The sequence below is a fragment of the Ancylomarina sp. 16SWW S1-10-2 genome (assembly GCF_009669305.1).
Lineage (GTDB): Bacteria > Bacteroidota > Bacteroidia > Bacteroidales > Marinifilaceae > Ancylomarina.
The window spans coordinates 37670-61022 of record NZ_SADB01000002.1 but is presented as its reverse complement, the minus strand read 5'-3'; the positions used below and the strand labels follow the sequence as shown (position 1 = coordinate 61022).

At 34.3% G+C, this 23353-nt stretch carries 18 protein-coding genes; 8 read left to right on the top strand and 10 right to left on the bottom strand.

Going from position 1 to position 23353, the window contains the following annotated elements:
• Nucleotides 1-108: 108 nt before the first annotated feature.
• From EMN46_RS02345 to EMN46_RS02335, 3 genes are all read left to right on the top strand, one after another.
• Nucleotides 109-699, top strand: a complete 591-nt coding sequence (locus EMN46_RS02345; RefSeq protein ID WP_154199071.1) for a LemA family protein — start codon at nucleotides 109-111, stop codon at nucleotides 697-699.
• Between the two features lie 162 nt (nucleotides 700-861).
• Nucleotides 862-1305 (top strand): TPM domain-containing protein, encoded by a 444-nt coding sequence (locus tag EMN46_RS02340; RefSeq protein ID WP_154199070.1) that lies wholly within the window; start codon nucleotides 862-864, stop codon nucleotides 1303-1305.
• A 10-nt stretch (nucleotides 1306-1315) separates the two neighbouring features.
• Entirely contained in the window at nucleotides 1316-2140 is an 825-nt protein-coding gene (locus EMN46_RS02335; RefSeq protein ID WP_154199069.1) for a YgcG family protein, read from the top strand.
• Between the two features lie 119 nt (nucleotides 2141-2259).
• Here the strand turns inward: EMN46_RS02335 and EMN46_RS02330 are convergent, their stop codons facing one another.
• From EMN46_RS02330 to EMN46_RS02315, 4 genes are all read right to left on the bottom strand, one after another.
• Nucleotides 2260-3099 carry a zinc ribbon domain-containing protein gene (locus EMN46_RS02330; protein ID WP_154199068.1) on the bottom strand — a complete coding sequence of 280 codons (840 nt, stop codon included), beginning with the start codon at nucleotides 3097-3099 and terminating at the stop codon, nucleotides 2260-2262.
• A gap of 4 nt (nucleotides 3100-3103) precedes the next feature.
• Nucleotides 3104-4198, bottom strand: coding sequence for a Nif3-like dinuclear metal center hexameric protein (locus EMN46_RS02325; RefSeq protein WP_154199067.1), 1095 nt, complete (start codon nucleotides 4196-4198; stop codon nucleotides 3104-3106).
• 39 nt (nucleotides 4199-4237) lie between these two features.
• Nucleotides 4238-4573 (bottom strand): MerR family transcriptional regulator, encoded by a 336-nt coding sequence (locus tag EMN46_RS02320; RefSeq protein WP_368667485.1) that lies wholly within the window; start codon nucleotides 4571-4573, stop codon nucleotides 4238-4240.
• A 130-nt stretch (nucleotides 4574-4703) separates the two neighbouring features.
• Nucleotides 4704-5672: a M23 family metallopeptidase gene (locus EMN46_RS02315; RefSeq protein ID WP_154199066.1), complete on the bottom strand. Its 969-nt coding sequence runs from the start codon at nucleotides 5670-5672 to the stop codon at nucleotides 4704-4706.
• A gap of 130 nt (nucleotides 5673-5802) precedes the next feature.
• On the opposite strand from EMN46_RS02315, the gene alaS reads away from it, so the two are divergent.
• Complete coding sequence (alaS, locus tag EMN46_RS02310) at nucleotides 5803-8436, top strand: alanine--tRNA ligase (RefSeq protein ID WP_154199065.1); 2634 nt, start codon at nucleotides 5803-5805, stop codon at nucleotides 8434-8436.
• Nucleotides 8437-8544: 108 nt separating this feature from the next.
• On the opposite strand, the gene EMN46_RS02305 is transcribed toward alaS, so the two are convergent.
• From EMN46_RS02305 to nrfH, 5 genes are all read right to left on the bottom strand, one after another.
• The gene (locus tag EMN46_RS02305; RefSeq protein ID WP_154199064.1) at nucleotides 8545-9966 is read right to left on the bottom strand and encodes a P-loop NTPase fold protein; all 1422 of its coding nucleotides are present in this window, start codon (nucleotides 9964-9966) and stop codon (nucleotides 8545-8547) included.
• Between the two features lie 82 nt (nucleotides 9967-10048).
• Nucleotides 10049-10825 (bottom strand): cytochrome c biogenesis protein CcsA, encoded by a 777-nt coding sequence (gene ccsA, locus EMN46_RS02300; RefSeq protein ID WP_154199063.1) that lies wholly within the window; start codon nucleotides 10823-10825, stop codon nucleotides 10049-10051.
• Nucleotides 10826-10894: 69 nt separating this feature from the next.
• Nucleotides 10895-12286 (bottom strand): cytochrome c biogenesis protein ResB, encoded by a 1392-nt coding sequence (locus EMN46_RS02295; RefSeq protein WP_154199062.1) that lies wholly within the window; start codon nucleotides 12284-12286, stop codon nucleotides 10895-10897.
• Nucleotides 12287-12431: 145 nt separating this feature from the next.
• Nucleotides 12432-13943 carry an ammonia-forming cytochrome c nitrite reductase gene (gene nrfA / locus EMN46_RS02290; protein WP_154199061.1) on the bottom strand — a complete coding sequence of 504 codons (1512 nt, stop codon included), beginning with the start codon at nucleotides 13941-13943 and terminating at the stop codon, nucleotides 12432-12434.
• A gap of 16 nt (nucleotides 13944-13959) precedes the next feature.
• Nucleotides 13960-14499 carry a cytochrome c nitrite reductase small subunit gene (gene nrfH / locus EMN46_RS02285; RefSeq protein ID WP_229130247.1) on the bottom strand — a complete coding sequence of 180 codons (540 nt, stop codon included), beginning with the start codon at nucleotides 14497-14499 and terminating at the stop codon, nucleotides 13960-13962.
• Between the two features lie 788 nt (nucleotides 14500-15287).
• Here nrfH and ccsA (EMN46_RS02280) point away from each other — a divergent pair.
• Nucleotides 15288-18347 (top strand): cytochrome c biogenesis protein, encoded by a 3060-nt coding sequence (ccsA, locus tag EMN46_RS02280; protein WP_154199059.1) that lies wholly within the window; start codon nucleotides 15288-15290, stop codon nucleotides 18345-18347.
• 455 nt (nucleotides 18348-18802) lie between these two features.
• Here the strand turns inward: ccsA (EMN46_RS02280) and rlmB are convergent, their stop codons facing one another.
• Nucleotides 18803-19546 (bottom strand): 23S rRNA (guanosine(2251)-2'-O)-methyltransferase RlmB, encoded by a 744-nt coding sequence (rlmB, locus tag EMN46_RS02275; RefSeq protein WP_154199058.1) that lies wholly within the window; start codon nucleotides 19544-19546, stop codon nucleotides 18803-18805.
• Nucleotides 19547-19732: 186 nt separating this feature from the next.
• Between rlmB and EMN46_RS02270 the strand changes: the two genes are divergently transcribed.
• From EMN46_RS02270 to EMN46_RS02260, 3 genes are all read left to right on the top strand, one after another.
• Nucleotides 19733-20227 (top strand): hypothetical protein, encoded by a 495-nt coding sequence (locus tag EMN46_RS02270; RefSeq protein WP_154199057.1) that lies wholly within the window; start codon nucleotides 19733-19735, stop codon nucleotides 20225-20227.
• 157 nt (nucleotides 20228-20384) lie between these two features.
• On the top strand, nucleotides 20385-22502 hold the full coding sequence (locus tag EMN46_RS02265) for a prolyl oligopeptidase family protein (protein ID WP_154199056.1): 2118 nt from the start codon (nucleotides 20385-20387) through the stop codon (nucleotides 22500-22502).
• Between the two features lie 140 nt (nucleotides 22503-22642).
• On the top strand, nucleotides 22643-23278 hold the full coding sequence (locus EMN46_RS02260) for a deoxynucleoside kinase (RefSeq protein ID WP_229130243.1): 636 nt from the start codon (nucleotides 22643-22645) through the stop codon (nucleotides 23276-23278).
• Nucleotides 23279-23353 lie beyond the last annotated feature (75 nt).

The following is a 23353-nucleotide window of genomic DNA, read 5'->3' as shown; positions in this document are numbered from 1 at the left end:
AATAATTACTCGAATTTCATACGAAAAAATGTAGTTTCATATGATATTTATGAATAAAAAATCACATCTAGAAATTTAATTAAATAAGTAAATTTTAAAATAAAATACATGAAGAAATCAGTCATTATCCTAATTGTTATAGCCGTATTAGCTATATGGGGAATAAGTAAATCGGTAGGTTTTAAGAACAATATGGTTACCATGGACGAGAATGTTAATGGACAATGGGCCCAAGTAGAAAATGTTTATCAACGTAGAGCCGATTTAATTCCCAACCTAGTCAACACAGTAAAAGGTTATGCTGAACATGAAAAATCAACACTTACTGGTGTAATTGAAGCCCGTGCAAAAGCAACTTCGGTGAATATTAATGCTGGAAACCTTGACGCTGCTGGAATGAAAAAATTTCAGGCTGCTCAAGACGGACTAAGCTCTGCATTATCTCGTTTAATGGTAAGTGTTGAGCGTTATCCTGAACTTAAGGCAAACCAAAACTTTATGAATCTTCAAGCACAATTGGAAGGAACTGAAAATCGAATAACTGTAGAACGTAAAAAGTTCAACGAATCAGCAAAGCAGTATAATATCTATATTCAAAAATTTCCTAATTCATTCTTTGCTGGATTCTACGATTATGAGAAAAAAGCATATTTTGAAGCGACTAAAGGCTCAGATAAAGTACCTGAAGTTAAGTTTTAGAACTCATAAGTTAGATTTATTGTTGTGAGGATTGTGAAGTTGTATTTTCATATCCTCATAAACAACTATCACATCTAATATTTAAAAAAATGAAACGAGTCATACAAGAAATAGACAATCCGATGACGGCTTTCATTTGATCAAAACTTAAAATTATAACAAATGACATCAGCCGCTGATTTTTTTAGCAAGGAAGACCAAATATTAATAAAACAAGCCATTGAAGAGGCAGAAACAAACACTTCTGGCGAAATTCGTATTCACATCGAAAATAAATGTTCCGGTGATGTTATGGATAGAGCTGCTTTTCTTTTTGCAAAACTAGAAATGCACAAAACTCAATTGAGAAATGGTGTGCTGTTTTATCTAGCTATTCACGATCGTAAATTCGCAATTTTAGGTGATGCTGGAATTAATGCAAAGGTCCCAAAATCATTTTGGAATCATACAAATGAAGAAACGCTGGGCTATTTTAAACAAGGGGAGTTTGCAAAAGGGCTTTCAGAAGGCATAAAAATGGCTGGACAGCAATTAAAAACTCACTTCCCTTATCAAGCTGATGATGTGAATGAGTTAAGTGATGACATCTCATTTGGAGATAACTAAAATTTAAACAATGAGATATTTCAAACAACTATTATTAATACTAGCTCTAGCTATTTCTAGTTTTTCTCAAGCACAGGACATTCCTGCTCGACCAGAACCAGTAGCTTTAGTTAACGATTTTGCAAATGTTTTAACGCAGCAAGAAACAACTGCACTAGAATCTAAACTTCTCACTTTTTACGCAAATACAGGAAATCAAATCACTTTAGTAACTGTTAAAAGTTTAAATGGATATGATGCATCGAGTTTTGCGTATGAGATAGGCGAAAAATGGCAAGTAGGTAAAAAAGGCTTTGACAATGGTATTGTTATTCTTTTTAAACCTAAAACTAACGAAAGTAAGGGGCAAGTATTTATTGCAACAGGATACGGTCTTGAAGGTGCTATTCCCGATGCTACTAGTAAAGAGATTGTTAGTAACGAAATGATTCCTTATTTCAAACAAAATAGAATCTATGATGGTATAAATCAGGCAAGCTCGGTATTAATGGGTTTGGCTAAAGGTGAATTTAATCACCAACAATATGCAAAACAACGCTCTAGTTCAAATAAAAAAGGTTCTTTGGGATTTTTAATTCCTCTTTTCATTATTCTTATCTTTTCATTTATAGGACGATCTAAATCTAGAGGACAACGTACAATGGGGAGTTCTAGAAGTAGCCTACCATTCTGGTTGCTTATGGGTATGATGGGTTCTGGATCACGACACGGTAGTTCTTTCAACGACTTTTCATCGGGTAGCGGTGGATTTGGTGGCGGAGGTAGCAGTTTTGGTGACTTCGGAGGTTTTGGTGGAGGAAGCTTTGGTGGCGGTGGAGCTGGAGGATCTTGGTAATTCTCTTCTTACGTAAATCAAAATATCAAAAACACCACAAAGACAAAACTCATTATAAAATATTAAATACAAAAAAGGCCGTCGAATTTCGACGGCCTTTTTTATATCTAAAGTAAAGATTACGCTTTTGTTTTGCGAGTTCTTCTCTTTGGTTTAGCTTCTGCAGCTTCAATATCAGCTTTCTCAATACTATGATCGTAATCAACGATATAACGGTCAACTAATACACGACCACAATACTCACAAACAATAATTTTCTTACGAGTACGGATATCCATTTGACGTTGAGGTGGAATTTTGTTAAAACATCCGCCACAAGCATCACGATCAACAGTTACAACTGCAAGTCCGTTACGAGCATTACTACGAATACGTGTGTAAGCTTTAATTAAACGATCTTCAATTTTAGTTTTGTACTCTGCTGACTTAGCCATCAACTTATCTTCCTCAAGTTGAGTTTCAGAAACAATAGCATCAAGTTCGCTTTTCTTAGCTTCAAGATTAACTTTCTTATCTGCCAATACAGCTTCTGATTTTTCAATCTGAACTTTTTTACTAGAAACTTCTACTATGAATTCTCTGATACGCTTTTCGCATAACTCAATTTCAAGCTTTTGAAATTCAACTTCTTTAGAAATAGAGTCAAATTCACGATTATTTCGAACGTTAGACTGCTGAGCCTCGTACTTTTTAATCAATAAATCAGATTCTTTCATCTCTTGCTTCTTCTTAGTGATTGTATCACCAAGGTCACTAACTTCAGTATTAAGATTACTAATCCTGGTGTCTAGCCCCACAATTTCATCTTCCAAATCCTGAACTTCTAAGGGAAGCTCTCCTCTTAGCGTTTTAATCCGGTCAACCTCAGCATCAATACTTTGCATTTCGTACAGTGCACGCAATTTTTCTTCAACTGAAATATCCTTTAAATCTGCAGCTTTTGGATTTTGTGTTGTCATATTTTTACAAATAATTTATTGGATTCGAATTTATCTCTGAGATACGAACTGCAAAGTTAGGGAATTTTTTTGTAACTATCTCATAAAAAATCTCTCTTGTAAACTGTTCACTTTCATAATGTCCGATATCAGCGATAATAATCTTTCCTTCGGCATCGAAAAATTCATGATATTTAAAATCTCCACTTATATATATGTCAGCTTTTGAAGACTTAGCTTTTTTTAGCAAAGAACTTCCACTGCCTCCGCAAAGGGCTATTTTTCTAATTTTATTTTTTACAATTGGCGTATGACGAATAGCTCCACAGTGGAATAAATCTTTCAACTTTTTCATAAATTCAAGACTATCCATAGGTGTTTCTAATTCACCAATCATACCCAAACCAACTTGATGATTTTTATTCTCCAATGAATAAATATCATAAGCAACCTCTTCATAGGGATGTGCGCGTAACAATGCGCTAATAACTTTTCCTTGTAAATGTTTAGGAAAAATGGTCTCTATACGTACCTCTGATTCATAATGCAACTCTCCAGCCTTGCCAACATACGGCTTAGCCAAATCGTTAGCTCTAAAAGTTCCTTCTCCTTTTGTATTAAAACTGCATGAGTCATAATTACCTATTCCACCAGCTCCAGATTCAAATAAAGAAGTTCGGACTTCATCTGCTTTATCAGATGGTACATAAGTCACTAGTTTCTTTAAATCCTCATTTACTGGATCTAAAACCTTACGATTTACAAGACCTAACACATCACACATTTTATCACTCACGCCTCCTATTACAGAATCTAAATTGGTATGAGCAGAATAAATCGCAATATTATTTTGAATAGCTAATATGACGGTACGTTCTACGTAATTGTTCCCATTAAAGCGTTTTAATCCTTTAAAAACAATTGGATGATGTGATATGATAAGATTTAATCCTTTTTCGATAGCCTCTTGAACAACTTCCTCAACAACATCTAAACAAATTAGAGCTCCCGTTAATTCCCAATCATATTTCCCCACAATAAGACCAGCATTGTCGTAAGACTGCTGATAAGATAAGGGTGCTATATCCTCTATCGCAGCTACTATATCTTTTACTTTCAATTCTATAAAATTTAGTGATTATCTATCTAACAAGGCAATTCAGATATTTTCTTTCATCTCAAGCAGAAGAGCTTTAATATCCTTAAGCCTCGATACAACTTCGAAATTATTCTGAGTATCTTCCTTATTTTCCTTTAACTTCAACTTAGCACCATTGAGAGTCATTCCTCTTTCTTTTACCAGATGATAAATCAAATGAAAATTATCAATATCGGCCTTGGTAAAAAAACGATTCCCTTTTTTATTCTTCTTTGGCTTTATAATATCAAACTCTTTCTCCCAATAACGTATATGAGAGGTATTAACCGAGAACATCTCAGCAACTTCTCCTATGGAATAATAAAGTTTTTCTATTTTCGTTTCACGATATGGCACAGCGACTCTTTTTCAAACAATTATGACAGATGCTTAATTTATAAGCTTTTACTAAATTAAACAAAAAAATGACACGAAGTTAAATTTTTCGTGCCACTTTTTTATGTTTGCTAAAATCTTTTTGATAGAACTAATCCATTGTTTGACCAGTATTAGCAGCAAAGGCTACCATCCGATCATATTCATCAGCACTTAAGTCGTTAAAATAATAATTTATTGGATCCACATGTCTGCCCGATTTTCTAACTTCATAATGAACATGAGGCCCAGTAGATTGACCTGTATTGCCTAAAAAAGCAATTACTTCGCCACGTTTTACTTTTTGTCCACGTTTTACATTATACCCATTTAAGTGAGCATACAAAGTTGTGTAACCAAAACCATGATCTAAGATAACAGTTTTACCATAGCCTCGGATTTTACCAACCTTTTGAACTACCGCATCGCCTGTTGCATAAAGAGGCGTTCCTGTTTTTCCCGTAAAATCCATTCCATCATGAAATTTACGTGTTTTATAAATTGGATGAACTCTCCATCCGTAACCAGCTGATATTCGATTAAAATCTTTAATAGCAATTGGCATAATAGCGGGAATAGCTGCTAAGAGTTTAAACTTATTCTTAACCATAGATTCAACTTCATCGTATGATTTGGTTTGAACGTATATGGATTTTGAAAGCTGATCTAACTTCTTAGCCGTAGAGATAACGAGATCGGCATTATCCATATTTTCGAGATTTGCATAACGATTAACACCACCAAATCCTGCTTTTCTAACATTACTATGGATGGGTTCTGCTTCGAAAATCACACGATAAATATTATCGTCACGTTGTTCTAAATCACCTAAAACAACACGTGCTTTATTAAGATCATCATTTAATCTTTCGTAATTAGAAAGTAATTTTTGATTTTCACGCTGAAGTGAACGTTCCTTTGGAGAGCCAAAATAGTTGAATAAAATAACAACCATTATAACAGCAAGTACCAAGCTAGAAGCTATATGTTTTAAAAAACCTAATACTCTCGTCTTAAAGCTCGATTCAACTTTTTCATAGCTAATAGACTCAGGATTAAATTGATATTTGGTTTTTGCCATGGATTAATATTCATTTATTTTTTTCAGAAAAACACTCAATTTTTCTTCACACATGTGAACAAAATTAAGGAAATAATCTAACTTTGCAAGCTAAGCATCGAAATCCCATTGATTTAAAATATATGAGTATATGAATTCTAGCGAGATTAGACAAACCTTTTTGGATTTCTTCGAGTCCAAACAACATAAAATCGAATCATCAGCAGCAATGGTGATCAAAGATGACCCAACATTGATGTTCACAAACGCTGGTATGAACCAGTTTAAGGATGTTTTTTTGGGCAACTCCCCTATTAAGTATAAGAGAATTACTAACTCTCAAAAATGTTTGCGAGTTTCGGGAAAACATAACGACTTGGAAGAAGTTGGGCATGACACCTACCACCATACCATGTTCGAAATGCTAGGAAACTGGTCTTTTGGTGACTACTTTAAAGAAGAAGCCATAAATTGGGCTTGGGAACTTTTAGTAGATGTATTTAAACTGCCTACTGATCGTTTATACGCTAGTGTTTTTGAAGGTAACGAAGAAGATAAGATCGAACGCGATAACGAAGCTTCATCTTATTGGGAAAAGCACCTTCCTTTAAGTCATATCATCAATGGAAATAAAAAAGACAATTTCTGGGAAATGGGTGATGTTGGTCCTTGTGGCCCTTGTTCTGAAATTCATATCGACCTTAGAACTGATGAAGAGAGAAAACTTGTTGATGGTAAAGATCTAATTAATATGGATCACCCTCAGGTTGTTGAGATATGGAACTTAGTTTTCATGCAATTCAACCGTAAGGCTGATGGTTCATTGGAAGCTCTACCTCATCGACATGTTGATACAGGAATGGGATTTGAGCGTCTTTGTATGGCAATGCAAAAAAAACAATCGAATTACGATACTGACGTTTTTCAACCAATTATTCAAGCCATTGCTAAAATGTGTGGTAAGACTTATGGCGAAAACGAAGAAGTTGATATCGCTTTGCGTGTGATTGCTGACCATATTAGAACAATTTCATTTGCAATTACTGATGGTCAATTACCATCTAATAATAAAGCTGGTTACGTCATTCGTCGAATTCTTCGTCGTGCTGTGCGTTATGGTTACACTTTCCTTGATTTGAAAGATCCTTTCATGTACCGCTTGGTTGAGGTTCTTATTGATGTAATGGGTAAGCATTTCCCAGAACTAATCAAGCAAAGAGATTTGATCGAGAAAGTCGTAAAAGAAGAAGAAAATTCTTTCTTGAGAACTTTAGCAAATGGTATTAAATTACTTGACCAGATTATAGAAAAAACAAAAGCAGACGATTTTAAAGTCGTACAAGGTAAAGTTGCATTTGAACTTTACGATACTTACGGTTTCCCATTAGATTTAACTGAATTGATTCTTAAAGAGAACGACCTTGTCGTGAACAGAAGGGAATTTAATGATGCAATGGAAGCTCAGAAAAACCGTTCCCGTTCTGCTACAGCAATGGAAACTGGTGACTGGATAGAGATTCTAAAAGATGATGTAGAAGAATTTGTAGGTTATGATTATATAACAACTGATGTAAAAATTACGCGTTACCGTAAAATGAATATCAAAGGAAAAGATTTATTCCAACTGGTATTCAATATTACACCATTCTACGGCGAAAGTGGTGGACAAGTTGGTGATACAGGTTATATCGAAGCAAATGGAGAAAAAATCTCTATTACTGACACAAAAAAAGAAACTGGTTTAATCATACATATTACTGACGAATTACCTAGCGATCCGACTCTAACTTTTAAAGCTGTTGTAGACGCAAATAACCGTCAATTAATTGCAAATAATCATACCGCTACTCACCTATTACATGCTGCACTTCGTGAAGTATTAGGAAGTCATGTTGAGCAAAAAGGTTCTTTGGTTAATTCTGATCATTTACGTTTCGACTTTGCTCACTTCCAAAAGTTATCTGAAGAAGAAATTGCTAAGGTTGAAGAAATCGTGAATCAAAAGATTCGTGAGAATGCAACGACCGAAATCAAAACTGATGTTCCTATGCAGGAAGCTGTTGATTTAGGTGCTATGGCTCTTTTCGGAGAGAAATATGGTGACTTAGTTCGTGTTGTGAAAATAAACAAATCCGTTGAGCTTTGTGGTGGAACTCACGTTAAGGCTACTGGACAGATTGGTTTATTTAAGCTTACTTCAGAAAATGCTATTTCTGCTGGTGTACGTCGTATCGAAGCAATTACGGCTATTAAAGCAGAAACGTATATCAATGATAAACTAAACACACTTAAAGAGATTGAACATACTTTTAAGTCGAATCAAAATCTTCTTAAAAATATCGAAGCTTTAATTACTGAAAATTCAGAAATGAAAAAAGGTCTTGAGTCTTTCCATAAGGATCAACTTAAGCTTGTGAAAAATGCTTTAAAATCTGAAATATCTGTAACCAACGATGTCAATTTCATCAGCAAAAAGATGAATGTGAAATCTGCAGGTGATATTAAAGATATTGCCTTCTCTCTTAAATCGGAAGTTGATAACTTGGTATTTATTGCTGGTGCTGATCTTGGTGGTAAAGCTAACCTGACTATCATGTTCTCTGACAACTTGGTTAAGAAATATGATTTGAATGCTGGAGCAATTGTTCGCGAGGCAGCTAAAGAAATTAAAGGTGGTGGCGGTGGCCAAGCATTCTTTGCATCAGCTGGTGGTAAAGATCCACAAGGACTTGATGCGGCTATTAATACAGCTAAAAAAATGATTCTACACAAGATTGAAGCTTAATCTCAAGCTTTAATTTTAGATATCTAAAAAGCGACTGCCCAATGGTGGTCGCTTTTGTTTTATTATAGTTTTGACGCTGATTTTCACAGATGAAATATGATTGATAAATCACGCCTTAATATAAGCTGAAAATTTTTGATTAAGTATTTTTAATTCGTCATATAATACATCACCTGAATTTCTCACATCAATATTATCAAATGTTAAATTCACCACTAGATCACCTACAATATGCTTATTAATTGCAATTCTAGTGTAGCTACTTGCACCTTTAGAGGTAGGAATATTAATTATGTCTGTACCAATATTGCAATTTTCACTAAAATACATTGCAACTCCAATAATCGACATAAAGTGATTTAAATTTCCACCATATAATGGGCTGGAAACAGATATGAAATTTAAATTTAATCGTTTGAGAATCACTAAAAATCTTGTAAATGAATTAACAGATGATATCTGGACATCCTTATTTACTAAATTTACATCTATTATTTCTTCGTCTATATTAGTAATTAGTCTAACTTTTTCACGAATACTTAACCTCTCTATAGCAGCTTTAACAGGTTTCATATTAAGAAGGAATTCTTTAGGAATCTGAAATAAAGCAGATAATGAAGCATTAACGAAGTCATATGATATTTGTTCTAATGTATATTTAAATTCCTGCCTTGTCACAAATTTTGTAATATATCCATTGAAATCAGTCCCAGATCCATACAAATGATGAAAAATGGTCCTCACATTCTCAATATCGAAAACAGTAATAATATGATCGAAATTAAACTTGTTATTACCAACTCCAACTTCAATCTCTTTTAGCAAAACAACTTTCCTATCGATATGAGCAGTTAAAACATTAAGAATTCTAAAAAGATGGGCAGGGTCTATTCGATCTAAATCATCAATAACTAAGACAACTTTCTTTCCCTTTTTCTGAATTGCTTTAATAATCCTTGTAATCAACTCTGAAATAGAATCATACTCAGCTACACCAGTTTCTTGCTCAAATTTTGAAAGGTATTTTTCTATTAGTTCGCTTTTACTAGCTTTAAAGTCGGTTTTATCATCTTTATATTTCTTTAGATGCTTAAGAGATTTCTGAATGATTTTGGCAGGAACTTTAACTGCTGGAACATCACTTAAAATATCAAGAATAATATCAGCTCCATTATTAAACAGATAGTTTTGAGCGTAAATACTTTCATCAAAGAAATCTTCATCCTCTATTAAATCATTTGCTAACAAATGAATTAGAATATCTTTCTTGATTAACTCGAAGATATCTTTATTATCTGCAACCTGATAATTGACTGGGAAAATCCTAATAGCTTCAAATTCATCTTTGTGTTCCTCAAAGAACTTATTCAAAAAGTATGTTTTACCATCACCAAATTTTGCAGAGAAGATGATTCTTTCATTATAGCTCAGGTGATTATAAAAATCTAGAAGTGATTTATCAATTGGAATTACCTTTATTTCTGGTTCTAATGAAATTTCTTCTGCAACTTGAATGAGATCTTCTGCCATGAGTTTATTAAAATTACGTTTCACTTAACGAAACATAAATTTAATAAATAAAATAACACAATCATCAGTAAACTTAAGATGGCTAACTATAGGTATGAACGGAGAATTGTGCCGATGGTAAATAGTTGACTCCAAACCAACAGACCAGCAGAATCACAAAAGCTAGGGCAAGAATCCAAAGTGATGATTTAAATACGTTCGGCATATGGTAACGGCGATGGATATAGATCAAATACCCTAACCAGGTGATAAAAGCCCATGTTTCTTTAGGATCCCAAGTCCAATAGTGCCCCCAAGCTTCTTTTGCCCACAAGGCACCAAAGAGTAAACCTAAACTTAAGAAGGCAAAACCTAGGTACACCAAATTATCAGCCATAAGCATGACTTTACGATCTAGTGATTTATAATAATGTTGATACAAACCACGAACAGCAACCAAAGATGATGCAGCCAAAAAGGCATAGGCAAAAATATACACAACTACATGCGGTACGAACCAAGGACTCTGAAGAGCTGGCATAAGGGTTTTAGAGTAATTTTCGGGATGTATGTAGTTTATTCCAAGGAAAAGTAAAGCTAAACCCAAGCTGTAGAAAAGCATCCAATTGTAACGCCAACGCATATAGGTTATCATGCCAATGACTGGAAGAAAAAACGCGTACAACAAACGTGTTTCACCAAGAGTCCGTAAGGGTGGTCGTTCTAACTTAATCCATAAGAAAACAATAAAAGCACCTATGCATGTAATTCCTAGAATGATGAATAATCGTTTTAAAAGCTCCTTTTTGTATAGCACAAGAGCTAATAACCACAATAAAGTGCTGCTAAGTAAAACGAATATAAAGTTGGACCAAATCATGGTATAATGAATTAAAGAGTATTTATAAGTATTTATAAGTATTTATGAGTGCCTAAAGTTATTTATTACTCATGACTCTATTTTTGCTTCTCGTCCCTTCCAAAACATATAGATAGCACCAATCATCATCATAAAGACGCCTAAATAAACATAGGGTTGCCATGGATCGCGTACAAGTTCTAAAATCGATTTATCGGAATACCGACCCATCTTATCGTCATAACTCAATTGATATATTTTCCATCCGTTTACGGTGACAGGTTTATTTACCTCAAGCACAACATCACGTTTTTTACCATCGGGTGTCATAAATGTAACATCAGAATAAAAACGTTTAGGCTCAGGAACAGTCATCACCAAAGAAAGTTCATCGTTAAGTTTTAATGATTCGTGTGGACGATTGAAACTACCACAAGATATCCACCCTTTTAAAGTATCATTCTGTGCTGATATAACTTGAACCTTGGCAGCTGGAGCAGCACCAAAATCAGATAGTTTGTAATATCGATTGCCTGCCCTACCCGATGTGACATAGAATTCTTCCACCTTAACCTTCCAAGTTTGCAAATCGCAGACTAAGCCTTTTTCTATCATGATCATTGATGGCTTTTGAGCCTCGTACAATTCCCCAGATTCATTTTCCACAATAGCCAACTTCGGATTAAACTCATCAATTTGAAAATCGTTGAGCTTTATAGCCAATGGCATTTCATAATACCGATTTTGCTCGTCGTAAGAACGCCATTCCATTTTATGTTCATACACATCCATTTTTAATCGACGCAAATCACCAGAACCTAAACCACCCGCAAAAATTACAATCCATAATCCCCAATGACTAAATATAAATCCCCAATTTTTAAGCTTAAATGGGAATGTCTTTTTTAAACTGACGAAGCCAAGAATAATCAACAAAAAAAGATTGATCATTAAAAATGGATAAGAGCTCGTCATTTGATTAAAGCCCAATTGCTGAACCAAACCATTCTGACCACTTGGAATTTGAGGTAGAATTCCCATTATAATAACGAGAATACCAAGCACCGAAATTAAACTTATAGTCAATGGAATACTCGACAGAAAAGAATGGATCTTAGTCTTCCTAAAAAAGAAATGATAAAGAATTATGAGAACAAATAAGCAGGATCCTAATATGATATTTATGGGAAATACTAGAGTCGATGGCGTTTGGGGCAAAACCAACTCGAATCCAAATCCAATACATAAAATACCAAATAAAATAGTGAAGCTCTCAGCATATCCCCAAGGCTGCTGCCAAATAGGTTTCTTTATTGACATATGACGTATATAATTAGACTTTTGGAATTCAATTTTCTTAATATCATTTTTTACTTTACCTAAATAGGAATGAAACAAAAAATCAATTTGTTGAGCTTTACCTAAATAGGAATGAAGCAAAAAATCAATTTGTTGAGCTTTACCTAAATAGGAATGAAACAAAAAAGCAATTTTTTAAGCTTTACCTAAATAGGAACGGAGCAAATAATCAATTTCTCAGGCTTTACCCATATTGGTATCAATTATCTAAAATATAGAAAAAATGCTACCCAAATTGGGCAGCATTTTAATAAATATCTATCTCATATTATTTCTTAACCTGATAAGTACTTTCACGCTCCTCAGCTTTCTTTTCCCACTTAGGAATAAGATTCTTCTTAAAATCTGCTTTTTCCTTATTCAACTTATCCATATCCAAACCAATATATTTCTGAGCTTTGGCTTTTGTAGTGATATCAGGATAAGCAACTTCCTTGTTAAAATCGTACTTCGCAAATATTCGAGCTAAGGAAAGTCTAGCTTCTTGAGCCTGAACAATACCTGTAGAAATCACACGGCCTATTTCTGTTGGAGCATGGAAAGATCCACCATGAGAAGCCGCTGCATAATCCCAACGCCATTGTCCGTGACGAATATCCATTAATACAGGCTTCATCTCATCTTCTGTAGCGCCCAAATCCCAGGCTTTCTTAGCTTCAACGTGAGCACGAACCAATAGTTCTTCCAATTTATCACGATTTTCAATAATCTGATCCTGACGTGTATAAACATTCTTGATCAACTTCTCAGTTTCTTCACGATGACAAACCTGACATGAGTTGGCAACATTATTTAATGGAGATTGAATATGATGATCAGTAAATTTCTGTCCGCCTTCTGATTTATATGGCATATGACAGTCTGCACAAGCAACACCACGATCGGCATGAATACCCATTGAATATATTTCGTAACCAGGGTGCTGTGCTTTCAACATAGGAGTCCTACTCAACTGATGAGTCCAATCCGAAAAATTAATATTGTCGTAATATTCTTCCATTGCCTCTGCGGTAGTTCCATTATCCCAAGGTAAAGTCAAATAATTTGCTCCTTCTACTCGTTTCTTATCAAAATAGTACTCAACGTGACACTGGGCACATACTAAAGAACGCATCTCTTGATGAGTTGCCTCTTCGATATCTTTTCCTTGACGTTGAAAAGCTTCAACTAAAGCTGGACGAGTGATTTTCAAATTCATTGTTTCAGAATCGTGACAATCACCACAACCAATTGGGTTTACAACTTCGTGACCTTTTCCGGCCCACTTGCCTTTATAAAATTCCGCAACCCCAATTTCGTTCATCAAACGAGGTACATCAGGACCCTTACAAGTCCAACAAGTTGCTGGCATAGGACCATCATTTTCATCTACAGGTCCACCAGTTCGTAAAATATTTCTCACATCTTTAACTGCATAGTAGTGACCACGTGCTTGGTTGTATTCTTTTGAAAAGCTATAACCTGCCCAAAGCACAACCAATCTAGGATCAACTTCTAGCATGTCAATCATTGCATTACCATTATATTTACTTCTAAATGAAGTATCCTTAGTATTATAATAAGTTTCAAATTCGCGAGGGAAATTCTCACCCCAAACCTCATTACGAGGCTCCCACTGATTATAATTAACCTGCGGTATATAAGCAAAAACAGATTCAGCTCTTCTTTCCATTATGGAATTAGCCAAAATTCCCAACAAGAAAACAACAATTAGAGAAGTTACGAAAATAAGCCACCCTAACATCGGTTTTCTTTTTACAGATTCATTTATAGGCTTCATAGTTTATTTTTTAGATTTATTTGGTATCAGTTTCATTTAAATATTCTTTCATCCAATCGGGTATTGGACTTGAAGGTACAGGAACTCGTGCGTTTGGAACACTCGAAAGACTATTAACCCTTCCATGCGGTACTTCCCTATGACACTCCCAACACGCTCTATCTTGAGTATTCTGCGTGTGCTGTGGAACTTGAGTTGCTAATTTAGGATCGGTCAATGTTTGACTATGACAACGAATGCAGTTATTATGAACGACTTCGCTTCCTTCATCCAAAATAAAGATGACCTCTGGTTCCATTCTTAAGGCAAATATTGATGCATGCCTTAAACCGTCTTTTGCCTTAAATAAATACTTATTAACCACATTATTGTGCGGTACATGACAGTCGTTACATGTGGCAACTTCACGATGCGAACTGTGCTGATAGGTCGCATATTGCGGAGCCATAACATGGCAATTGACACAAGTTTTAGGTTCATCAGAAAGATAAGACAGTGCCTTTGACAAATAAAGCACATGAATAGCTAAGCCGACAAAAGCACCCAAGACAATCATCACGGGGAATCTCCATTTTGGTGGAGGGCTTAATAATTTGAATAGTTTTACCATTGGCTATTAGATTCATTGTGACTAAAAATTACTATCCTCGCCTTTTATAAACGATCAAAAAGATCAAATCATTTTAGATAATTAGGTTTTAATACTATCGTCATCGATCACCTGTTTGGAATTTTGCCAAATTGACTTTCATACAATCTCACATAAAGATTAAAACAAACGCTTAATAACATGACTATGTGAACCAAACATAAATTCACCTTTTGAATAATTTAAACTACCGTAAACATTATACATTCCGACATCATGTAATTGATGTCTACTGCTTACAATCTAAGCCTACGAAACAATATTAAACCTAAATATCAATTCTAATTTAAATTTGTAAAAGGAATAAAAGCTTCTATTTTTCATTACAAAACGAAACCCAACAAACTGTCATTCAAGTTCCTAATATTTTACATCATTTACAATACTAAAGAGTACAAAGATGTATTTCAACAAAAACAAGGCTTATTAAAACTCATTATTTAAAACACGAATACTCTTTCTTTAACTGAATATCAATTATTTAGGAAAAACAAAGATCTATCTAACAGACTACTAATTAGTTCCATTCTTAATAAGCAAATTATCCTATTGTGCCCATCTAATTAGTGCAAGACTATTTTCTGAAATGTCTATTTTTTATAGTTCTATTAAAATGAAAATCTTATATTCAAGTCCATAAAAAAATTATTTCCATCCCATATAAACATAAAAGGTTCTATTACAGATATTATTATATGAAAAAACGATTCAATTTTCTCTTCTCAATGCAAATGATGGGAACTTTAATTGCAGCTTTTGCTATTTCTATTGGTGTAGCTACATTTATCGAAAATGACTTTGGCACACAAGCTGCTAAATCTGCGGTTTACAATGCAACTTGGTTCGAAATATTACTCTTTTTTATAGCCATAAATTTAATCGCCAATATTAAGAGATATAAACTTTATACCAAAAAGAAATGGTCAATGGGACTGTTTCATCTTGCATTCATTATCATCCTTATTGGTTCGGGAATTACAAGATATGTGGGTTACGAAGGCAGTATGCACATTAGAGAAGGAAAAACATCAAGCCAAATAACTACTACCGACAACTATGTCAACATTATAGTTGAAGGAGAAGGCGAAAAAGCTGAAGAATCGACAAAACTAAACATGAGCTCATTAAGCTCGGTTAATATTAATGAGAACTTATCTCTAAACAACAAAGATATTGAGCTTAGTCTTAAGCATTATATTCCTAACGCATCAACCAGTCTGATAAAAGAAGCTGGCGGCATACCCGTAATTACCTTTGTAAGTTCTTCGGACAGTCAAATGCAAAGCATGCAAACTTTCACTCTTGATTACAACAGCAACAAAACTATTGGTGAGAATGTATTCGCATTTGGTAATGAGGAAACAGAACAAGCTACGAATTTTTCTTACACTGATCGTTTAAGAATGAAAAGTCCCTATTCTATTACCGAATTAAATATGATGGGTACTGATACGATCAAGCTGGAAAGCAACAAATGGCACATCATTAGTCCTCGCAAACTATATGATATAAATGGAATACATTTAATCATAAAAGACTTTTTCCCATCAGCTAAATATAAGTATGTAAGTACTCCTGATAAGAAAGCACCAACAGTTCTAATCTTTAATATTAAAAGTGGCGAGCAAGAAAAAGAACTCATCGTAAAAGGATTTAAGAATTATGTGGGAACTCCTGAGAAAACTCAAATTAATGGTTTAGACGTTTCGGTATCTTATGGATCAATGCTCATCGACTTACCATTTTCTATCCAGTTAAATGATTTTCAACTCAAACGCTATCCTGGTTCTAAAAGTCCGTCTTCATTTGCAAGTGAAGTCACTTTAATTGATACTTTAAACGCTGTAAAGAAAGACTATCGCATTTATATGAATAAGATTTTAAAATATCGTGGATTCCGATTTTATCAATCGTCGTATGACGGTGATGAAGGTGGAACAATCTTGTCGGTGAACCATGACCATTTAGGAATGATGGTAACTTACTTTGGTTATTTCCTAATGATTGTTGGTATGGCTTGGTCGCTGCTTGCATCGGGAACGCGTTTTAGAGCTTTGAGTAAAATGAAAAGTAAAAGTCTAAAAACAATTTTAATTCTAGTTCTTGCCCTAGGAGGAAGTCTAACAACTTACGCTCAAAATCAGAAACGAACTGAAGTTCCCTTGGAACAAGCTAAACATTTTGGGGAATTGGTTGTGCAAGACAATACAGGTCGATTTGAACCGGTAAACACACTTGCAAGTGAAGTTATCCGTAAAATTAGCAAGAAGAGTAGAATAGATGGTTTAAATGCTGACCAAGTATTCCTTAGTATGATTATAGATCCTCAAAACTGGGAAGAAACACCTCTTATAAAAGTTAGCAACTCCGATTTAATTAATGAAATTGGTGGAAGTGGCAAATATGCTAGCTTTAATAGTTTTCTTGATGCTAGCGGCCAATATAAACTTAGAAAAAAAGTACGGGATGCCTATTCTCGTAAACCAGCTAATCGAACTTCTTACGACAAAGAAATTATTTCGGTAGACGAAAGAGTTAATGTTAGCTATATGGTTTTCTCGGGTGAATTCTTAAAACTGTTTCCAGATCCCCAAGACTCAAACCATGCTTGGTATCAGCCTAAAGAATTTATTCAAGTTAAAGGGAAGGATTCATTATTCATCAAGAATTCAATATCCTTGCTAAGCCAAGCGATGACATCTAAAGATTACGATTCGGTTGACACCTACATTAAGGGAATAAAGAAGTTTCAAAAAACACATGGTAAAAATGTAATGCCTTCGGAGAATAAACTTAAGACAGAAATACTTTACAACAAAGTCAATATTTTCAAGAGGTTATTCCCTTACTATCTTTTAATTGGTTTTATCTTGATTATTGCTTTGGTAGCAAAAATCATTAAGCCAAATATGTCAATCAAATGGCTATTTCGAATTTCATTTGCTATTCTAAGTGTTGCTTTTCTGATACACACAATTGGTTTGGGTGCTCGTTGGTATATTTCTGGTCATGCTCCGTGGAGTAATGGTTTCGAATCAATGACTTATGTCGCTTGGGCCTGTCTTCTAGCAGGATTTTTATTTACGCGTAAATCAAAGTTTGCTTTGGCTGCAACATCTCTATTGGCTGGACTAAGCTTATTCGTTGCCCACTTATCGTGGATGAACCCTGAAATTACAAACCTCGTTCCAGTTCTTAAATCGTACTGGTTAACTATTCATGTTGCTATCATTACAGGTAGTTATGGTTTTCTGGCATTAGCTGCTATTCTTGGTATGATTAGCCTCTCATTAATGATACTGAAAAACAAGAAAAATGAGACTAGAATAGATACTACAGTCCTTGAATTAAGTCGAATTAATGAAATGACAATGATTATTGGCCTTTACACTTTAACTATCGGAACTATTCTTGGTGGTATTTGGGCAAACGAATCATGGGGACGCTATTGGGGATGGGATCCCAAAGAAACTTGGGCTCTTGTTAGTGTGTTGGTCTATAGCTTTGTTCTCCACATGCGCCATATTCCTGGTTTAAAATCCATTTTCACTTTCAACTTAGCTTCCATTTGGGCATACAGCTCAATTCTCATGACTTACTTTGGAGTAAACTATTATCTTGCGGGACTTCACTCCTATGCAAAAGGTGATCCTATTCCGATACCAAATTGGGTTTATTATACAATTGGAATACTTATTGCGTTAAGTATAGCTGCCTATTACAATTATCGGAAATATAAAGCTGTTGAAAAGTAAAATATTTTTATCAACATAAGTAATACGACAGATGTAATGACGAAAAAATAAACATGTTTAAATAAGCATATTATTAATGTCCTTACCGGACGGGATTGTACTTTTTTCTTGAAATAAAAGTACCAAAAATTCAAGACTACAACACTCGGTGACCCATTACGCATCAAAGTCTAAAAAGACTGAACTCGCTCGTTCCTCACTCAAACATCATTCTTTTTTTAACGACTTTTTCAGCGATGGGTTCCCCACCTACGTTGTTGATGCCAGAAAAAATAAGGAAGAAAACCAAACACTATTCATATTTGATTCAAAAGCTTAATTAAGATCTCTGAGTGAAATTATAAACATGTCAATAATCACACACAAATACTTAGATTGAAAAAAAAGTCATTCGGTTTTAAATCGAATGACTTTTCTTATTTGAAATATTTTGCTTTGTTAGCTAGGCTAACATTTTATAAACTTCTTTGTCTTACCGCTTCATAAATCATAAGTGAAGCAGCAACAGATACATTTAATGATTCAATAGATCCCAAAATTGGAATCTTTACTTGTTCATCAGCAAGACGTAATAAAGCATCTTCGATACCAACATCCTCTGATCCCATAATAATAGCTGTTGCCAAAGTCAGATTAGCCTCAGTGTACATGATTTCTCCTTTTTCAGTAGCTGCTACAATACGAATACCTTCTTTCTTAAAATTACGAACCAAAGTTTTTAAGTTTTGTACACGACAAACTGGAATATTGTATAAAGCACCTGCCGATGTTTTAATGGCATCAGGAGTTACCTTAGCCGAGTTTTTGAAAGGTATTACAATAGCCTGTACACCTGCACACTCAGCAGAACGAGCAATTGCACCAAAGTTTCTAACATCAGTAATTTGATCTAGTACCAAAATCAGAGGAATTTTTCCGCTCACCATTATCTCTGGCAATACATCTTCAATTTCTTGATAAGGAATTGGTGCAATAAGAGCAACAACACCTTGATTATTTCTTTGATCCAATGCATCAATCTTCTCCTTAGGAACAAATTGATATGGTACATCTTTTTCACGAACCAATTCGAAAAACTCATTGTACAATGGTCCAGCAAGACCGCTACGAATCAATACTTTCTCAATTTCCTTTTCGCTATTAATCGCTTCCATTGCTGCTCTAATACCGAACAGCATTTCTTGTCTTTGCTTTGCCATTTATCTTCTTATTTTTCTATTTTTCTGAGAGGACAAAGATAGTAGGTAAATCCCAATCATACAACTAAGTAAATACATATCCCAAAAATCATTATAATGATAGTTTTAAACAAGCCGTCAGCTAGTGATCAAGTCATGAACGATTCTCTCTTTATTTCATTAAATTTGTTCAAAATATTTTATTCTATGCAAAAATCTTGGCTCAACAGCATCCATACAAATATTGATAATCAAATTGAACTTTATATTTCAGTTAAGGATTATCGTTTTTATCAAATCGAAAAACTAAAACGAATTGCCACCTTACTTGATCATGTAAAGCAAAAGAATTGTTTAGACTGCAAACACGCTAAAATAGAATTAGAAAACATTGTAGATGAACTTGATCGGTTGATTAATAAATCTGGTGTAAACCGAAGTGAATACGAAAAAAGAGTCGAGAAAATAATCATGCATCTTAAAGACACGCATCAAATTTACCAAGCACAACATTTTACTTATACCTACTCTGGCACGCATACGCTAGTTGGTATTGCTCTTGGTCTGGTATTAAGTTACGGCATATTTTATAGTTTTAACCCTCATATCTTTGTTGCATGTGCAGGTATGGGAATGCTTATTGGAAATATTCGTGGCGCAAGAAAAGATAGATATCAAGCCAAAATGGGACGCCAATTGTAACCCATTTATCGTCTTCAATAAACATCTAACTCTTGCTAAGCATTTTATATTGAGTAATTAGATTTAAATTTCTTAATTTAGACAATCGATTCAAAGTCAGACAAATATCCAACTGACCAGAATAATCTAATCTCAAGTTTAATTTTAAATTCAAAGCATGAAGAAATTAATTATCCCATTATTCTGCTGCTCAATAATGGTTTCCTGTTCAAACGAAAGAACAAAAATGAACTACCCTATTTCAAAAAAAGTCGATACGACTGATACTTATTTTAAAACAAAAGTAGCCGACCCTTACCGTTGGTTAGAAGATGATAATTCTGACGAGACTAAAGCTTGGGTTGTAGAACAAAATAAGGTCACCGATAAATACTTAAAAGCCATTCCTTTTAAAGCTAAAATAAAAGAACGATTAACCGAGGTTTGGAACTATCCAAAAGTTGGAGTTCCCTTTAAAAAGGGAGATTTATACTTCCATTACCGTAATGATGGCTTACAAAACCAATCGGTATTATACGTTCAAACAAATTTGGAAAACGAAGCTCGTATTCTTCTCGACCCCAACAAATTATCGGATGATGGTACTGTTGCACTTGCAGGCATATCGGTTTCAAACGATAGTAAATATCTTGCCTATTTAATTGCTCGTTCCGGATCGGACTGGAACGAAGTGTTTGTTAAAGATATTGCAACAGGTAAAAATGTTTCAGATCACTTAATGTGGATTAAATTCTCAGGCGTTTCGTGGTATAAGGATGGCTTTTTTTACGGCGCTTACGATGCCCCTGAAGCAGGTACGGAATTGTCAAATTCAAACGAATACCATAAAATTTACTACCATAAATTGGGCAGCAAACAGTCGGAAGACGAGCTGATATACGAAAACCCAGAATTTCCAAAACGTTTATATGGCGCATCGGTTACCGATGATGAGAAATACCTGATTCTTTCGGCCATGTCGGCATCACACGGGAATGCACTCTATTTTAAGGAGCTTGACAAAAAAGGATCGGAATTCAAACTGATTACTGACGAAATGACTTTCGATCACAATATTATTGATGATGTAAACGGAGGTTTGTTAATGTATACCAATAATGATGCTCCAAAATACCGTTTAGTATCGGTTGATGTTAAAAATCCATCAAAAGAAAATTGGAAAACTGTTATTCCCGAAAAGGAGAATGTTTTAAGCAGTGTGAAACTGGCAGGAGGTAAAATGGTAGCCAACTACATGCAGAATGCCTATTCGAAAATTGAAATTCTAAACATAGATGGAAGCTTCGATTATGAATTAAAGCTACCAGGAATTGGTACAGCTGGTGACTTTTCAGGAAAAAAAGATGAAGACACAGCTTTCTATAGCTTTGAATCATTCACATCACCTGAAATTGCTTACAAATACAATTTTAAAACAAAAAAATCAGAGGTATTTTACCAACCAAAAATAAACTTCACTCCTGAAGACTTTGTCACCGATCAAAAATTCTACACCAGTAAGGATGGGACAAAGATTCCCATGTTTATCATTTATAAAAAAGGTACAAAACTAGATGGAAACAACCCTTGCCTACTATACGGCTACGGCGGATTTAATGTTAGTTTAACGCCTTATTTTACACCACGCCGCTTGGTATGGCTAGAGAATGGAGGCATTTATGTTGTTGCTAACTTACGTGGTGGTGGCGAGTTTGGTGAAAACTGGCATCAAGCTGGTACAAAAATGAACAAACAAAATGTATTTGATGATTGCATTTCTGCAGCTGAATATCTAATTGCAAACAAGTACACAAACCCGGAAAGATTAGCATTAAAAGGAGGTTCAAATGGCGGTTTACTTGTTGGAGCTGTAATTAATCAGCGTCCCGATTTATTTAAAGTAGCTATACCCGAAGTTGGTGTTATGGATATGCTCCGCTACCATAAATTCACCATTGGTTGGGCTTGGGCTGGCGATTACGGAACAAGCGAAGAAAGTGAAGAGATGTTCAACTATATCTACAAATATTCGCCTATTCACAATATAGCCAACAAAGATTATCCAGCTGTAATGGTTACAACTGCCGATCATGACGATAGAGTTGTGCCTGCTCATTCTTTCAAATACATGGCAACATTACAAGAGAAATATAAAGGAGATAATCCTGTTATCATCAGAATTGAATCGAATGCAGGACATGGAGCTGGTATGCCAACATCGAAACAAATTGAAGAATATGCTGATATTTGGTCATTTATTTTCTATAATATGGGCATCGATCCGAATATAGAATAAACCCAGATATAAAATCTGGATACATTAAGAATAGCCATTTTGATTTTTTTATCAACATGGCTATTCTTATTCTTTTAAAAAGTTTATTATTTAAACTTCATTTTATATTTTTACGAGTCCAAATCAGAAACACATATTTAATGGATTATAATTTTATCGTCATCGAAGGAAATATTGGTGCCGGGAAAACCTCTTTATCAAGCAAAATTGCTTCAGATTTTAATGCTAAATTAATTTTGGAACAGTTTGCAAAGAACCCTTTCCTACCTAAGTTTTATGAGGAACCTGAGAAATATTCATTCCCTCTTGAAATGTCTTTTTTGGCAGATAGATACAACCAACTTAAAAATGAGTTAAGTGAACAAGATCTATTTAAATCGTTCACTATAGCTGATTACTACTTTATGAAATCTTTAATTTTCTCTAAGCAAACGCTTAAGGATGATGAATATAAGCTGTATAGTCAGTTTTTCCATATCATATATAACTCTTTACCAAAACCAGACCTTTATGTTTATTTACATTCTGATGTAGATAAATTATTGAGCAACATAAAAAAAAGAGGTAGAAATTATGAACAGGAAATTACAGCTGATTATTTATTAAAGATACAGAACAGTTATTTTTCTTTTTTTAAACAACAACAAAACCTAAATTTCCTCGTTATTGACACCAATAACATTGATTTTATAGAGAACGATTCAGACTACACGAAAATTTGCGATGTAATCTTTAATAACAAACACGAGAAGGGTCTCAATAGAATCATAATTTAACAAATAAACATTAAATCATAAATATTTATTTGCTGAATTATTTTTTGTAAATTTGTTACCGTACCTTTTAATTTA

Coding starts and splice junctions, on each gene's coding strand:
- nrfA (WP_154199061.1), bottom strand. CDS start 13,943: ATGAAGCCTATAAATGAATCTGTAAAAAGAAAACCGATGTTAGGGTGG.
- EMN46_RS02340 (WP_154199070.1), top strand. CDS start 862: ATGACATCAGCCGCTGATTTTTTTAGCAAGGAAGACCAAATATTAATA.
- rlmB (WP_154199058.1), bottom strand. CDS start 19,546: ATGGCAAAGCAAAGACAAGAAATGCTGTTCGGTATTAGAGCAGCAATG.
- nrfH (WP_229130247.1), bottom strand. CDS start 14,499: ATGATTGTCTTGGGTGCTTTTGTCGGCTTAGCTATTCATGTGCTTTAT.
- ccsA (WP_154199059.1), top strand. CDS start 15,288: ATGAAAAAACGATTCAATTTTCTCTTCTCAATGCAAATGATGGGAACT.
- EMN46_RS02260 (WP_229130243.1), top strand. CDS start 22,643: ATGGATTATAATTTTATCGTCATCGAAGGAAATATTGGTGCCGGGAAA.
- ccsA (WP_154199063.1), bottom strand. CDS start 10,825: ATGATTTGGTCCAACTTTATATTCGTTTTACTTAGCAGCACTTTATTG.
- alaS (WP_154199065.1), top strand. CDS start 5,803: ATGAATTCTAGCGAGATTAGACAAACCTTTTTGGATTTCTTCGAGTCC.
- EMN46_RS02335 (WP_154199069.1), top strand. CDS start 1,316: ATGAGATATTTCAAACAACTATTATTAATACTAGCTCTAGCTATTTCT.
- EMN46_RS02345 (WP_154199071.1), top strand. CDS start 109: ATGAAGAAATCAGTCATTATCCTAATTGTTATAGCCGTATTAGCTATA.
- EMN46_RS02265 (WP_154199056.1), top strand. CDS start 20,385: ATGAAGAAATTAATTATCCCATTATTCTGCTGCTCAATAATGGTTTCC.
- EMN46_RS02330 (WP_154199068.1), bottom strand. CDS start 3,099: ATGACAACACAAAATCCAAAAGCTGCAGATTTAAAGGATATTTCAGTT.
- EMN46_RS02270 (WP_154199057.1), top strand. CDS start 19,733: ATGCAAAAATCTTGGCTCAACAGCATCCATACAAATATTGATAATCAA.
- EMN46_RS02305 (WP_154199064.1), bottom strand. CDS start 9,966: ATGGCAGAAGATCTCATTCAAGTTGCAGAAGAAATTTCATTAGAACCA.
- EMN46_RS02315 (WP_154199066.1), bottom strand. CDS start 5,672: ATGGCAAAAACCAAATATCAATTTAATCCTGAGTCTATTAGCTATGAA.